The sequence below is a fragment of the Variovorax sp. EL159 genome, assembly GCF_900100965.1.
Taxonomy (GTDB): Bacteria; Pseudomonadota; Gammaproteobacteria; order Burkholderiales; family Burkholderiaceae_C; genus Variovorax.
Window position 1 is genome coordinate 221259 of the sequence record NZ_FMUJ01000004.1, and the last position, 14209, is coordinate 235467.

Sequence of the window (14209 nt, forward strand, 5' to 3'; positions counted from 1 at the left end):
GTCGCGCAGGCCTTTCGCGTTGCCAGTGCGGTCGCCGGCGTCGGGCAGATCCGGCGCCATGACTTCCGTGAAATGGAGCGGACAACCACCCCGTCAGGCTCAGGCGATCAGCCCTTTTGCAGCCGCTCTATAGCGATCGACAGCGCGGCGGGCTTGCCCGACAGCACCAGCGTGTCGCCGTCCGACAGCACCGTGTCGCCGGCCGGCGTGCGGGCCTGGCCGTCGTGGCGTCGCAGGCTGGCCACGCGCACATTCAGTGTCGGCAACGCGATCTGCTCAAGGCTCTGACCGATCGCGCGTGCACCCGGTGTGAGGGTGAAGCTGTTGAGTCGCTCGTGGTCGATCTCGTCGGCCTTGTCGTCGTCGGCGCCATGGAAGTAGCCGCGCAGCAGGTTGTAGCGGGCATCGCGCTGGTCTTGCACCACGCGGATCACCCGGCGCATCGGCACGCCGACCAGCGCCAGCGCATGGCTTGCAAGCATCAGCGAGCCTTCGATGGCCTCGGGCACGACCTCGGTGGCGCCGGCGGCCTGCAGTTTCTCGAGGTCGTGGTCGTCCTGCGTGCGCACGATCACCGGCACGTGCGGCGCATGGGCGCGGGTGTTGGCCAGCACCTTCATCGCGCCCGGCACATCGAGGTAGGTGACGACCACCGCGCTGGCGCGGGCCAGGCCGGCCGCCATCAGGGCCTGCAGCCGGGCCGCGTCGCCGAACACCACCGAGTCGCCGGCGGCGGCGGCCTGGCGCACGCGGTCGGGGTCGAGGTCGAGCGCCATGTACGGAATGCCTTCGCGCTCGAGGATGCGCGCCAGGTTCTGGCCGCAGCGCCCGTAGCCGCAGATGATCACGTGCTGCGCGGTGTTGATGGTCTTGCGCGCGATGGTGGTCATCTGCAACGATTGCTGCAGCCAGTCGCTGGCCACCAGCTTTCGCACGATGGCGTTGCTGTACATGATGATGAAAGGCGTGGCCAGCATCGACAGCACCATCGAGGCCAGCACCGGGTTGGCCAGCCAGGGCGGCAGCAGGCTGCGTTCTTGCGCCAGGGTCAACAGCACAAAGCCGAATTCGCCGGCCTGCGCCAGGTAAAGGCCGGTGCGCAGCGACACCCCCGAGGTGGCGCCCAGCACGCGCGCCAGCACCGTCACCAGCGCCAGCTTGAACAACAACGGCACCGCCAGCAGCACGCCCACCAGCAGCCAGCGCTCCACCACGATGTGCCAGTCGAGCGACATGCCGACCGTGATGAAGAACAGCCCCAGCAGCACGTCGTGGAAGGGGCGGATGTCGGTCTCGACCTGGTGCTTGTATTCGGTCTCCGACACCAGCATGCCTGCGATGAAGGCGCCCAGCGCCAGGCTCAGGCCGGCCAGTTCGGTCAGCCACGCGAGCCCCAGCGTGATCAGCAGCACGTTCAGGATGAAGAGCTCTTCGCTGCGCCGCCGGGCCACGAGCGTGAGCCACCAGCGCATGATGCGCGGGCCGCCATAGAGCAGCACGCCGATCAGGAAGGTCGCTTTCAGCAGCGCCAGGCCCAGTGCCTTGGCCAGTGCTTCGGGCGGCGCGCCGAGTGCGGGGATCAGCACCAGCAACGGCACCACTGCCAGGTCCTGGAACAGCAGCACGCCCATCACGCGCTTGCCGTGCTCGCTTTCGAGTTCGAGCCGCTCGGCCATCAGCTTGACCACGATGGCGGTGCTGCTCATGGTGAGCGCGCCCGACAACGCCAGCGTCGTCTGCCAGCCCAGGCGCCAGGAGGGCGGCAGCTGCGTGGAGATGAGCAGCGCGCCGATCGTGGCGAAGGCCATCGTCAGCAGCACCTGCAGCAGGCCGAGCCCGAACACGTGCTTGCGCATGGCGCGCAGCTTGGGCAGGCTGAATTCGAGCCCGATCACGAACATCAGGAACACCACGCCGAACTCGCCCAGGTGGCGGATGCCCTCGGAGTTCTGCGCCAATGCAAACGCATGCGGCCCGATCAGCACGCCGGCCGACAGGTAGCCCAGCATCGGCGGCAGCTTCAGCGACCGGCAGACCACCACGCCGATCACCGCGGCCAGCAAATACAACAGCGTGAGATCGAACGAAGACATAGGCGCCGATGCTAGAGCAAGACCCGTGCGCACGCGTTCGGGAAGGCACCGGGTACCCAGGGCGCGGGCGACCGTCTCCGGGGGGAGCCAGGGGCACAAAGTGCCGGGCGTGGGGACAGGCCCGTGGCCCGTAAAATCCGGCGATGAGCTCCCGCCCCGCCCCGGCCCTTGTGGTCGACCCCGAAGCCATCCTCGCTCGGGCACGCGTCACCTTCGACATCGAAGCCGAAGCCGTCCTCGGTCTGAAGACCCGGGTCGGCCCGAGTTTTGTGGAGGCCGTGCGCAAGATCCTCGACGTTCGCGGCCGCGTGGTCGTGATGGGCATGGGCAAGAGCGGCCACGTCGGCCGCAAGATCGCCGCCACCCTCGCCTCCACCGGCACGCCCGCGATGTTCGTGCACCCGGCCGAGGCCAGCCATGGCGACCTCGGCATGATCAAGTCGGTCGACCTGGTGCTCGCGATTTCCAACAGCGGCGAGGTCGACGAGCTGACGGTCATCCTGCCGGTGGTCAAGCGCCAGGGCGTGCCCCTGATCGCCATGACCGGCCGCGCCGACTCCACCCTGGCGCGCCACGCCGACATCGTGATCGACGCCGGCGTGGCCAAGGAAGCCTGCCCCCTCAACCTTGCCCCCACCGCGAGCACCACCGCCCAGATGGCGATGGGCGATGCGCTGGCGGTGGCGCTGCTCGACGCGCGCGGCTTCGGCTCGGAAGATTTCGCGCGCTCGCACCCGGGTGGCGCGCTCGGGCGCAAGCTCCTCACCCATGTCAGCGACGTGATGCGCTCGGGCGACGAAGTGCCGCGCGTACCGCCGTCCGCCACCATCAGCGAGCTGATGCGGGCCATGAGCATCAAGGGCTTCGGCGCCGCCGCCGTGGTCGAGCCCGATGGCCGCGCTTCGGGCATCTTCACCGACGGCGACCTGCGCCGCCTGATCGAAGCGGGCGCCGACCTGCGCACGCCCAAGGCGGCTGACGTGATGCACCGCGACCCGCGCACCATCCGCGTCGACGCGCTGGCGGTGGAAGCCGCCGAACTGATGGAGCAATGCGGCATCACCCGCCTGTTCGTGATCGACGGCGCGGGCGTGATCGTCGGCGCGATCAACACCAACGACCTGATGCGCGCGAAGGTCATCTGATGCCGCTCGAGTTCCAGGCCGAGACCTTGCTCGCCGCGCAGGACGTGCGCATCGTTTTCTTCGACATCGACGGCGTCCTGACCGATGGCGGCGTGTACTTCACCGAGCATGGCGAGACGCTCAAGCGCTTCAGCATCCTCGACGGCTACGGCCTGAAGCTGCTGCGCAAGGCCGGCATCACGCCGGCCGTGATCACGGGCCGCGACTCCAAGCCGCTGCGCGTGCGGCTCGAAGCATTGGGCATCGAGCACGTGCGCTACGGCACCGAAGACAAGCTGCCCGCCGCCCAGGCCATGCTCGACCAGTTGGGCTTCGGCTGGGCGCAGGCCGCCGCCATCGGCGACGACTGGCCCGACCTGCCGGTGCTGACGCGCGTCGGCTTTGCCGCGGCGCCCGCCAATGCGCATGCCGAAGTGCGGGGCATCGCGCGCTACGTCACCCGGGCACGCGGCGGCGAAGGCGCGGCGCGCGAATTCTGCGATCTGCTTCTGACAGCCTGCGGCCAGTACCGGCCGCTGCTCGACGCGGCCATGGGCCCGAACCGATGACCGACATCAAACGCGCGTGGAACCTGGTGCGCGACGCGCTCGACCGCGCAACGATCTACCTGCCCATCATCCTGACGGCGGCCGTGGCGCTCGGTACGTACTGGCTGGTGCGCAATGCGCCCAAGCTGCTGGAGCCCGCCGCCAAGGTCGCGCCCACGCACGAGCCCGACTATTTCATGCGCGACTTCGTGATCAAGAACTTCCTGCCCAGCGGCGAGCTGCGCAGCGAACTTCACGGCACCGAAGGCCGGCACTACCCGGACACCGACACCCTCGAAGTGGACATGGTGCGCATGCGCTCCGTGTCGCCCGAGGGGCTGGTCACCCGCTCGACGGCCAACCGCGGGCTGTCGAATTCCGACGGCAGCGAGATCCAGCTGTTCGGCAACGCCATCGTCATTCGCGACCCGGCCGTGGGGCCCAACGGCAAGCCGATGCCGCGCCTTGAATTCCGTGGCGAGTTCCTGCACACCTTCCTGGACACCGAGCGCGTCACGTCCAACAAGCCGGTCACCCTCATTCGCGGGGCCGACCAGTTCACGGGCGACACGCTCGACTACGACAACCTGAGCGGCGTGGCCAACCTGAATGGCCGGGTGCGCGGCCTGCTGATGCCGTCGCCGGCGATGCTCGCGCCGCCGCCGGCCAAGAAGCGCTGAAAAAAGAAGAACCCGGAAGCCACTCACGCATGACCACGTCTTCTCCGCTTGTTTTCATCACCGGCGCATCGAGCGGTATCGGCCAGGCCCTGGCCGCGAGCTTCAGCGACGCGGGCTATCGCCTGGCGTTGGTCGCGCGGCGCACGGGGGAGATCGAATCGTGGGCCAAGGCCTGCCAATTGAGTGCCGATCGCTATCAGGTCTATAGCGCGGACGTGGCGCAGACAGACAGCATCGTGGCCGCCGGCGCCGCCTGCATCGCGCAGCAGGGGTTGCCCGATGTGGTGATCGCCAATGCCGGCATCAGCGTCGGCATCGACACTGCGCAACGTGAAGACCTCGACGTGCTGGCGCAGACCTTTGCCACCAACAACGTCGGGCTGGCTGCCACCTTCCATCCGTTCGTGGAGGCCATGAGGAAGCGTGGCAGCGGCCGGCTGGTCGGCATCGCCAGCGTGGCCGCCATTCGCGGGCTGCCGGGGCACGGCGCGTATTGCGCCAGCAAGGCCGGCGTGGTCGCGTACTGCGAGAGCCTGCGCGGCGAACTGCACAACAGCGGCGTCAAGGTGGTCACGCTCTGCCCGGGCTATATCGACACGCCGCTGACGCAGGGCAATCGCTACGGCATGCCCTTCCTGATGAAGGCCGAGGACTTCGCCGCGCAGGCGCTGCGCGCCATCGAGGCCGGCACGAGCTACCGCGTGATCCCGTGGCAGATGGGCGTGGTCGCCAAGATCATGCGCATGCTGCCCAATGCCGTGCTCGACCGGGCGGTGCAGGGCCGCGCGCGCAAGAAGCGCAGCGGGGAAGCCTGAACAGGCTGAAGAAGAAAGGGCGCCACGCGCAGACCCATTGAAAAAGGCTCCCGAGGGAGCCTTTTGTCTTGGTGCGTTGATGCGCGTGGATCAGTAGCCGCTGTTGCCGCCACCGCCGTAGCCACCGCCACCACCGCTGCGACCACCACCGCCGCCGCCACGGGGGCCAGCGCCGTAGGGGCTGCGGAAACCGCCATCGCCACCACCGCCGCCACCACTGCGGCCACCGCCGCCGTAGCCGCCACCGCCGGAGCGACCACCGCCGCCGCTGCGATCGCCGCCACCACCGTAGCCGCCACCACCGCCGCCGTAGCCACCGCCACCACCGCCGCCATAACCACCGCCGCCACCACCGTAGCCGCCGCCACCGCTGCGCGGGGGACGTGCTTCCATGGGACGTGCTTCATTGACGACAACGCTGCGGCCGCCCAAGGGCTGACCGTTCATGCCGGTGATGGCTGCCTGCGCTTCCGCGTCACTGCCCATCTCGACGAAGCCGAAGCCCTTCGAGCGGCCGGTGTCGCGCTCCATCATGACCTTGGCGCTGGTCACTGCGCCGAACTGGCCGAAGGCCTGCTCGAGATCACCGTCGCGCACCGAGTAAGGCAGGTTGCCGACGTACAGTTTGTTGCCCATCAAGGGACTCCTATAAACACATCAAGAAAAGCGATGGAGTCCCGAAAGCATCACTCAAACGAGAGCCGTCGAGTCGCGCGAAACTGACCGATCACCGAACTGCCTCCCCACCAAAATGAAGAGGGAGGCTCGTGCATTATGGGTGAAATATCCGAAAAGCAAGCAGAAAATTGCTTCTTGCGGTAGCACTTGTCAAAACTTTAAAAGCTAGCGCACGCTTACGGAATCGGGAAGAGGTCCTTGGCGTTACAGGTAGAATCCGCCCCGTCATTGGGGAGTAGCCGCCTTCCGATTTGCGAGAAGGGCCCGCGTCAACAGACTTGTCCTGCCCCACACAGGACATGGCGCGTGCAGTGAACACACCTGGCGAGACCTTTGACCGTGCAACTTCGGGAAATATGGCCGAAGGTGTTGCACGGTCAATTGCGTCCTTCGGCCCAAGGAACCCACGTTCATCATGGAAGCTTTTCTCGTTGCAACCGGCGTAGTTGCGCTCGCCGAAATGGGCGACAAGACCCAACTCTTGGCCCTCTTGCTCGCTGCCCGTTTCAGGAAACCCTGGCCGATCGTGCTCGGCATCTTCGCCGCCACCATCGTCAACCACGCCCTTGCAGGTGCCGTGGGCAACTACATCACGCACTGGCTCGGGGCCGAGGCCCTTCGCTGGATCCTGGGCGGCTCGTTCATCGCGATGGCCGCCTGGATGCTGATTCCCGACAAGCTCGACGATGACGACGCCCCCGGCGTCTCGCAATTCGGCGTCTTCGGCACCACCGTCATCGCGTTCTTCCTGGCCGAGATGGGCGACAAGACGCAGATCGCCACCGTCATGCTCGCGGCCCGCTTCACCCAGGACTATTTCTGGGTCGTTGCCGGCACCACGCTGGGCATGATGCTGGCCAATGCACCGGTGGTGTGGCTGGGCGACAAGATCGTGAAGCGCGTTCCCATCAAGCTCGTGCACGGCATCTCCGCCGCGATCTTCCTGGTGCTCGGCATCATCATGATCATCGGCTGGTAGCAGTCGTTATCCGATGGGGCGATATACTGCCCCTTGCGCCGATTTGCTTCAGCTTGCGGGCGCTTTATAAATTCAGCTAAAGACAGGCGCGGCAGACCCGGCTCGTTTTTGGCGAGGCCGGGTTTTTTCATTCATGCCGTCACCTTTGGTCGTCACTTCGCAGTCGATGCAGTTCGCGGGCCCGCTGGCCCTGCGCAGCGGCACGTCGATCAGCGACTACACACTCGCCTACGAGACCTATGGCACGTTGAACGCCGACCGCAGCAATGCGGTGCTGGTGTGCCATGCGCTCAACGCTTCGCACCACGTCGCGGGGGTCTACGAGGGCCAGGCCCGCTCCGAGGGCTGGTGGGACAACATGGTCGGGCCCGGCAAGCCGGTCGATACCGACCGTTTCTTCGTGATCGGCGTCAACAATCTCGGCTCGTGCTTCGGCTCGACCGGCCCGATGCACGTCAACCCGGCCACGGGCAGCATCTACGGCGCCGACTTCCCGGTGGTGACGGTCGAAGACTGGGTCGACGCCCAAGCCGCGCTGCTGGATGCGCTGGGCATTCGCACGCTCGCGGCCGTCATGGGCGGCAGCCTCGGCGGCATGCAGGCGCTGTCGTGGACGCTGCAGTACCCCGACCGCGTGCGGCACGCCGTGGTGGTGGCCAGCGCGCCCAACCTCACGGCCGAGAACATCGCCTTCAACGAAGTCGCGCGCCGCGCCATCGTGACCGACCCCGACTTCCACGGCGGCCACTTCTATCAGCACGGCGTGATCCCCAAGCGCGGCCTGCGCATCGCCCGCATGATCGGCCACATCACGTACCTCAGCGACGACGTGATGAACGAGAAGTTCGGCCGCATCCTGCGCAGCGCGGTCGAGGGCGAAACGGTCGGCCTCGACTACCGCTACTCCACGCAGGACGTCGAGTTCCAGATCGAAAGCTACCTGCGCTACCAGGGCGACAAGTTCAGCGAGTACTTCGACGCCAACACCTACCTGCTGATCACCCGCGCGCTCGACTACTTCGACCCCGCACGCAGCCACGGTGGCCAGCTCAGCAAGGCACTGGCGCAGGCCACGGCCAAGTTCCTGCTCGTGAGCTTCAAGACCGACTGGCGCTTCTCGCCCGCGCGCAGCCGCGAACTGGTGAAGGCACTGCTCGACAACCGCCGCAACGTGAGCTACGCCGAGATCGATGCGCCGCACGGGCACGACGCCTTTCTGCTCGACGACGTGCGCTACATGGGCGTGGTGCGCTCCTACTTCGAACGCGTGGCGCAGGAATTCCAATGAGCGACCTCGACACCCAACGACTGATCGCCGCGCTGGTGCCCCAGGGCTCGCGCGTGCTCGACCTCGGCTGCGGCGATGGCGCCCTGCTCGACCTGCTGCAGCGTGAGCGCGGCTGCACCGGCTACGGCGTGGAGATTGCCGACGGCAACGTGCTGCAGTGCATCCGCCGCGGCGTCGACGTGATCCAGCTCAACCTCGACGAAGGCCTCGCGATGTTCGACGACGCTTCCTTCGATGTGGTGCTGCAGATCGACACGCTGCAGCACCTGCGCAATGCCGAGGTGATGCTGCGCGAGACCGCGCGCGTCGGCCGCTTCGGCATCGTCGCCTTCCCCAACTTCGCGCACTGGCCCAACCGCCTGAGCGTGGCGCGCGGCCGCATGCCCGTGACGCGCCGCCTGCCCTACCAGTGGTACGACACGCCGAACATCCGCGTCGGCACCTTCAAGGACTTCGAGGTGCTGGCCGGCAAGAACAACCTGCGCGTGCTCGATTCGTTCGGCCTGCAGAACGGGCGCGACGTGCGCTGGCTGCCGAACGCGCGCGCCAGCACGGCCGTCTTCAAGTTCGAGCGAGGCGGCTGAGCCGCGAGCACCGCACCGGATGAGCTTCACGCTGGCGCAGCCGGTTCACAGCGAGCTGGTCATCAAGAAGAGCCGTTTCATCGGCTGCGTGCAACCGGTGTCCGACCGGGCCGCTGCGCTGGCCGTGGTCGCCTCGCTGCGTGCCGAGCACCCTGCCGCTGCCCACGTGTGCTGGGCGCTGATGGCCGGTGGCCAGTCGGCCGCCAACGACGACGGCGAGCCCGGTGGCACAGCCGGCCGTCCCATGCTGGAAGTGCTGCGCCATCAGGAGATCGAAGGCTCGCTCGCGACCGTGGTGCGCTACTTCGGCGGTGTGAAGCTCGGTGCGGGTGGCCTCGTGCGGGCCTACACCGATGCCATCGCGCAAGCTCTTCTGGGCGCCACGCTCGTGCCGTTGGTGCGGCAGCGCAGCCTGCGTTGCGCGGTGCCCTATGCGCTCGAAGGTCTGGTGCGGCGCGAGCTTGCGGCGGTGGGTGCGGTGCTCGACGACGTGCAGCACGGCGACGATGTGCACTTTGCCTTCACGCTCCCCGCGCCCGAGGCCGATGCCTTCATCGCCCGCCTCGACGATGCTGCGCAAGGGCGCGTCGTCTGGCCGCAGGCGTGACGCGCCTGGCCGGTACCGCTGGTGCCGGTGCAGGTGCAGGCGTTGTCGCTGTCATGGCGAAGATGCCGCGCGGCGCCACGGCCGCAGGTGCCGCATCGTCGTTCGGTCCGCGCCGCGCCATCTCCGCCGTCACGATGCCGGTGGGCACGGCCAGCACGCCCCAGCCCAGCAGCATCATCACCGAGGCGATCGCGCGGCCCAGGTCGGTCTTGGGCACGAGGTCGCCGAAGCCCACCGTGGCCATCGTCGAGATGGCCCAGTAGATCGCCACCGGAATGCTGGTGAAGCCGTGCGTCGGCCCTTCGACCACGTACATCAGCGTGCCCATCACCAGCACCACCAGCATCACGAAGCCGACGAACACCGTGATCTTCCGGCGGCTCGATGCCACCGCCAGCACCAGCGCGCGGTACTCCACCGAGTAACGCGAAAGCTTGAAGATACGGAACACGCGCAACAGCCGCAGCACGCGCACGTCGATCAGGTAGGCCAGTTCGGGCGCGAGCGCCACCAGGAAGGTCGGCAGCAGCGCGAGCAGGTCGATCACGCCATAGAAGCTCAGCGCATAGCGCAGCGGCTTGTTCACGCACGACAGCCGCGCGATGTATTCGAGCGTGAAGAGAATGGTGAACACCCATTCGAGCGCATTGAACACAGGGCGCCATTGCTCGCGGATCGACTGCACGCTGTCCAGGATCACCACCAGCACGCTGGTCACGATCACCGCGATCAGCGCCAGGTCGAACAGCAGCCCGGCCCGCGTGTCGGCCTCGAAGATCACCGTGAACAGCGTGCGCCGCCATCCGCTGGCAGGCTTGTCGAAACGGGCGTCGGTGGTGGACGAGATGGCGCGTGCGGCGAGAGCGGAGTCGGTGTTCGGGCTTGTCATCTTCCAGGGCCTGGGTGGCATGAGCGGCCATTGTCATGCGCGGGAGCGACTTATTCGGTTACGCTTATTGCGCAATGAAGTGCCGCAGGCCATGAGTGCGTTCTTACGATAGTCCCTTTCTTGAGGAGCTCCCCTTTGGCTACACAGTCCCCCTTTTTCGGCAAGCGTGATCGTGACACCGACTCGTTGACGTCCCGCCCCGCGCCGCTGGTCGGTTCGGGCACCAATCTCTCCGGTACCCCCGTCAATCCTTCATCGCTGACCGCACAACAAGGCGGACTCGGCACCGCTGCGGCTGCAGCGCCTGCGGCCAAGGAAGGCGGCAGCAAGCTCACCGTCGGCCCGAACATCAAGCTCAAGGGCGTCGAGATCACCGATTGCGACACGCTCGTGGTCGAAGGCCTGGTCGAAGCGACCATGGACTCGCGCCTGATGCAGATCGCCGAGCAGGGCGAGTTCAAGGGCTCGGCTGAAATCGACATCGCCGAAATCCGCGGCGTGTTCGACGGCAACCTCACCGTGCGCGAGAAGCTCGTCATTCACTCGACCGGCAAGGTCACCGGCAAGATCCGCTACGGCAAGATCGTGATCGAAGAAGGCGGCCAGCTGTCGGGCGAGATCAGCTTCGGCGCCAAGGCTTAACGCAGTCTTCGGTTTACACGCCGTTCGGCCTCAGGCCGGCGGCGTCCATCCCAGGCGCTCCAGCAAGGCACCGGCCGCGGCCGGTGCCTTTTCCTTGGCGCCGTTGATGAAGTAGACGAACACGTCGCGCCTCTTAGTCGGCGGCCCGGCCCAGCCCTGCGCGCGCTCGGCCCAGGTGTCGAGCGCCTTCGGCCCGTAGCCGGTCTTGAGCTTCGCGTCGGCCATCATGAGCCGCGCATAGGCAAAGTCGCCTTCGGGTTCCTCGAACGACGGAAACTTGTCGGCATCGGTGAACACCGTCGACACCTTGTGCTTCTTCGCGAGCGCCTTGTAGGCCGGCACCATGAAGCTCTCGTGCCGCACGTCCATCACGTGGCGCAGCGTGCGGCTGCCCTCCTTCTTCGGCAGCAGTTCGAGAAAGGCTTCGAAGTCTTCGGGGTCGAACTGCTTGGTCGGCATGAACTGCCAGACGATCGGCCCCAGCTTGTCGCCCAACTCGGCGACGCCGCTGTCGATGAAGCGCTTGATCGAATCGCCCGCGCCCGACAGCAGCTTGCGGTTGGTCGCGAAGCGCGAGGCCTTCATCGAGAACATGAAGTCGGCCGGCGTGTCGTCGTGCCATTTCCTGAAGGTCTCGGGCTTGAAGGTGCTGTAGTAGGTGCCGTTGATCTCGATGGCACTCAGCTTGCGGCTCGCGTAGTTCAACTCCTTCGCGTGCGCGAGACCCTGGGGGTAGAAGTTGTCGCGCCAGGGCTCGTAGGTCCAACCGCCGATGCCCACCCTGATGTCCACCTTGGTCCGAGTCGATGCTGCCTTGCTCACATTGCGCTCCGGGTTGAGATCGCCCGCACTCTACGCGCGGTCGCGCCAAGGCGCAAAATGCGTTTTTTTCGTCACCCGCGGAGAACCCACGATGAACGCCCCCCTGCACCGCGAAATGCCCGCAGGCCTGCTCGATGCCGAGCGCGCCCTCTCCGACGTCACCGCCCGCTGGGACGGCGACATCGTCAAGCAACTCACCGACTACATCGCCATTCCCGCCAAGTCGCCCGGCTTCGACAAGGATTGGTCGGCCAACGGCTACCTCGAGACCGTGCTGCGCAATGCCGCCGCCTGGGTCGAGGCGCAGAAGGTCGAGGGCCTGAAGCTGGAGATCGTGCGCCTGGAAGGCCGCACGCCGGTGCTGTTCTTCGAAGTGCCGGCCACCGGCACCGACATGACCGAGACCGTGCTGATGTATGGCCACCTCGACAAGCAACCCGAATTCACCGGCTGGCGCAACGACCTCGGCCCGTGGACGCCCAAGTACGAGAACGGCCTGCTCTACGGCCGCGGGGGCGCCGACGACGGCTATGCGGTGTACGCCAGCGTCGCCGCGCTGCAGGCGCTCAAGAGCCAGGGCGTGGCGCATCCGCGCATCGTCGGCCTGATCGAGACCTGCGAGGAAAGCGGCTCCTACGACCTGCTGCCGTATGTCGACGCGTTGCGTCCGCGCCTGGGCAATGTCGAGCTGGTGATCTGCCTGGACTCCGGTGCCGGCAACTACGACCAGCTGTGGCTCACGACCTCGCTGCGCGGCATGGCCAGCGGCACGCTCAAGGTCGAGGTGCTGACTGAAGGCATCCACTCGGGCGACGCCTCGGGGCTCGTGCCGTCGAGCTTCCGCATCATGCGGCAGGTGCTCGACCGCCTCGAGGACAGCGCCACCGGCCGCCTGCTGCCCGCGAGCTTCCACTGCGAAGTGCCGGCCGACCGCCTCGCGCAAGCCAAGGCCACGGCCGCCATCCTCGGTGACGAGGTCTACAAGCGCTTCCCATGGGCGCACTACGACTGCGGCGGCTCGACCATGTTCGCGCTGCCGACCACCATCGATCCGGTAGAGGCATTGCTCAACCGCACCTGGAAGCCCACGCTGTCGGTGACCGGCGCCGAAGGCTTTCCGGCGCTGAAGGATGCGGGCAACGTGCTGCGTCCGTACACCGCGTTCAAGCTCTCGCTGCGCCTGCCGCCGCTGGTCGATGCGGCCGAGACGGTGCAGACGCTCAAGGCTCTGCTCGAAGACAACGCGCCCTACCAGGCCCGCGTCACTTTCGAGAGCAACGGCGGCGCCACCGGCTGGAACGCACCGACCATCACGCCGTGGTTCGAGGATGCGCTCAACAAGGCCTCGCGGGCGCACTTCGGCGCGTCGTGCGGCTATATCGGCCAGGGCGGCACGATCCCGCTGATGAACATGCTCAGTGCGGGCTTCCCCAAGGCGCAGATGATGGTCTGCGGCGTGCTCGGCCCGAAGAGCAACGCGCACGGTCCCAACGAGTTCCTGCACGTGCCCTACGCCAAGAAGCTGACGGCTGCCGTGGCCGAGGTGATCTCCGCACTCCCGGCCGCGCACCGCGCCGCCAGCGTGGAGCCCGTGGCGGCTTGAGCGCACTGCCCTTGCCGCATCGCGTGTCGCTGTCCACACCGGACGGCGAGACGCTGGCGCTGCGCCGCCTGCCTGCCCCCGGCGAGCCGCGCGCGGTGGTGGTCGTGGTGCACGGGCTCGGCGAGCATGCCGGCCGCTATCACGCACTCGCCGAAGACCTGCACGAATGGGGCTTTGCCGTCTGGGCGCATGACCACCACGGCCACGGCGAATCGACCGGTGCGCGCGGCGGCCTGCCGAGCGAACTGCGGCTGGTCGACGATCTCGCGCTGGTGATCGACGATGCGCGCCGCGAAAACCCCGGGCTGCCCTTGGTGCTGCTGGGGCACAGCCTCGGTGGCTTGGTTGCGGCGAGTCTGGTGGCGCGCGGCGTGCGGCCGGTCGACGGGCTGGTGCTGTCGTCGCCGGGGCTCGACCCGGGCCTGAGCGGTTTCCAGAAGGCGCTGCTCACGGTGCTGCCGCGCATCGCGCCGAACCTGCGCGTGGGCAACGGGCTCGACGACAACTACCTCTCGCACGATCCGGCCGTGGTGCAGGCCTACCGCGACGATCCGCTCACGCACGATCGCGTCGGCAGCCGCCTCGCGCGCTTCCTCGCCTACGAAGGGGCTTCGGTGCAGCAGCACGCCGCCAACTGGCCGGTGCCTACCCTGCTTCTCTATGCGGGCGACGACCGCCTCGTGATGCCCGCCGCAAGCCGCGCGTTCGCTGCGGCTGCCGCGCCCAGCGGCATGGTCGAGGCGCACTGCTTTCCGTCGCTGTACCACGAACTCTTCAACGAGCTGGAAGCCGCGCCCGTGTTCGCGGCCCTGCAGCGCTGGCTCGACCGGCGCTTTCCGCCGAGCTGAACGGCGACT

At 67.3% G+C, this 14209-nt stretch carries 15 protein-coding genes and 1 riboswitch; of the genes, 11 read left to right on the forward strand and 4 right to left on the reverse strand.

What is annotated here, in order from left to right:
* Positions 1-107: 107 nt before the first annotated feature.
* Positions 108-2093 (reverse strand): monovalent cation:proton antiporter family protein, encoded by a 1986-nt coding sequence (locus BLQ28_RS18140; protein ID WP_093242297.1) that lies wholly within the window; start codon positions 2091-2093, stop codon positions 108-110.
* A gap of 143 nt (positions 2094-2236) precedes the next feature.
* Between BLQ28_RS18140 and BLQ28_RS18145 the strand changes: the two genes are divergently transcribed.
* The 4 genes from BLQ28_RS18145 to BLQ28_RS18160 are packed head-to-tail and all read left to right on the forward strand — an operon-like array spanning position 2237 to position 5260.
* Positions 2237-3238, forward strand: a complete 1002-nt coding sequence (locus BLQ28_RS18145; protein WP_093242300.1) for a KpsF/GutQ family sugar-phosphate isomerase — start codon at positions 2237-2239, stop codon at positions 3236-3238.
* Positions 3238-3786 (forward strand): KdsC family phosphatase, encoded by a 549-nt coding sequence (locus BLQ28_RS18150; protein WP_093242302.1) that lies wholly within the window; start codon positions 3238-3240, stop codon positions 3784-3786. Before BLQ28_RS18145 ends, BLQ28_RS18150 begins: the two co-directional genes overlap by 1 nt.
* Positions 3783-4445, forward strand: coding sequence for an LPS export ABC transporter periplasmic protein LptC (gene lptC, locus BLQ28_RS18155; RefSeq protein ID WP_176801157.1), 663 nt, complete (start codon positions 3783-3785; stop codon positions 4443-4445). The genes BLQ28_RS18150 and lptC overlap by 4 nt, the downstream gene beginning before the upstream one ends.
* A 29-nt stretch (positions 4446-4474) precedes the next feature.
* Complete coding sequence (locus BLQ28_RS18160) at positions 4475-5260, forward strand: SDR family oxidoreductase (RefSeq protein ID WP_093242305.1); 786 nt, start codon at positions 4475-4477, stop codon at positions 5258-5260.
* 90 nt (positions 5261-5350) lie between these two features.
* On the opposite strand, the gene BLQ28_RS18165 is transcribed toward BLQ28_RS18160, so the two are convergent.
* On the reverse strand, positions 5351-5896 hold the full coding sequence (locus BLQ28_RS18165) for an RNA recognition motif domain-containing protein (protein WP_093242308.1): 546 nt from the start codon (positions 5894-5896) through the stop codon (positions 5351-5353).
* Between the two features lie 260 nt (positions 5897-6156).
* Positions 6157-6320, forward strand: a riboswitch (yybP-ykoY riboswitch).
* Positions 6321-6353: 33 nt separating this feature from the next.
* Here BLQ28_RS18165 and BLQ28_RS18170 point away from each other — a divergent pair.
* The 4 genes from BLQ28_RS18170 (at position 6354) to BLQ28_RS18185 (ending at position 9396) form a co-directional block, all read left to right on the forward strand.
* Positions 6354-6917, forward strand: coding sequence for a TMEM165/GDT1 family protein (locus BLQ28_RS18170; RefSeq protein ID WP_093242310.1), 564 nt, complete (start codon positions 6354-6356; stop codon positions 6915-6917).
* 133 nt (positions 6918-7050) lie between these two features.
* Positions 7051-8205, forward strand: a complete 1155-nt coding sequence (locus tag BLQ28_RS18175; RefSeq protein ID WP_093242313.1) for a homoserine O-succinyltransferase MetX — start codon at positions 7051-7053, stop codon at positions 8203-8205.
* Entirely contained in the window at positions 8202-8789 is a 588-nt protein-coding gene (gene metW / locus BLQ28_RS18180) for a methionine biosynthesis protein MetW (protein ID WP_093242315.1), read from the forward strand. The genes BLQ28_RS18175 and metW overlap by 4 nt, the downstream gene beginning before the upstream one ends.
* Before the next feature lie 19 nt (positions 8790-8808).
* Entirely contained in the window at positions 8809-9396 is a 588-nt protein-coding gene (locus BLQ28_RS18185) for an IMPACT family protein (RefSeq protein WP_093242318.1), read from the forward strand.
* On the opposite strand, the gene BLQ28_RS18190 is transcribed toward BLQ28_RS18185, so the two are convergent.
* Positions 9341-10285 (reverse strand): ion transporter, encoded by a 945-nt coding sequence (locus tag BLQ28_RS18190; RefSeq protein ID WP_093242320.1) that lies wholly within the window; start codon positions 10283-10285, stop codon positions 9341-9343. The two genes, BLQ28_RS18185 and BLQ28_RS18190, sit on opposite strands and share 56 nt — an antisense overlap.
* A gap of 135 nt (positions 10286-10420) precedes the next feature.
* On the opposite strand from BLQ28_RS18190, the gene BLQ28_RS18195 reads away from it, so the two are divergent.
* Positions 10421-10927, forward strand: a complete 507-nt coding sequence (locus tag BLQ28_RS18195; RefSeq protein WP_093242322.1) for a bactofilin family protein — start codon at positions 10421-10423, stop codon at positions 10925-10927.
* A gap of 30 nt (positions 10928-10957) precedes the next feature.
* Here the strand turns inward: BLQ28_RS18195 and BLQ28_RS18200 are convergent, their stop codons facing one another.
* Positions 10958-11749, reverse strand: coding sequence for a DUF72 domain-containing protein (locus tag BLQ28_RS18200; protein ID WP_093242324.1), 792 nt, complete (start codon positions 11747-11749; stop codon positions 10958-10960).
* 91 nt (positions 11750-11840) lie between these two features.
* Between BLQ28_RS18200 and BLQ28_RS18205 the strand changes: the two genes are divergently transcribed.
* Positions 11841-13352 (forward strand): M20 family metallopeptidase, encoded by a 1512-nt coding sequence (locus tag BLQ28_RS18205; protein WP_093242326.1) that lies wholly within the window; start codon positions 11841-11843, stop codon positions 13350-13352.
* Positions 13349-14200, forward strand: coding sequence for an alpha/beta hydrolase (locus tag BLQ28_RS18210; protein WP_093242328.1), 852 nt, complete (start codon positions 13349-13351; stop codon positions 14198-14200). Before BLQ28_RS18205 ends, BLQ28_RS18210 begins: the two co-directional genes overlap by 4 nt.
* The last annotated feature ends 9 nt before the right edge of the window (positions 14201-14209 follow it).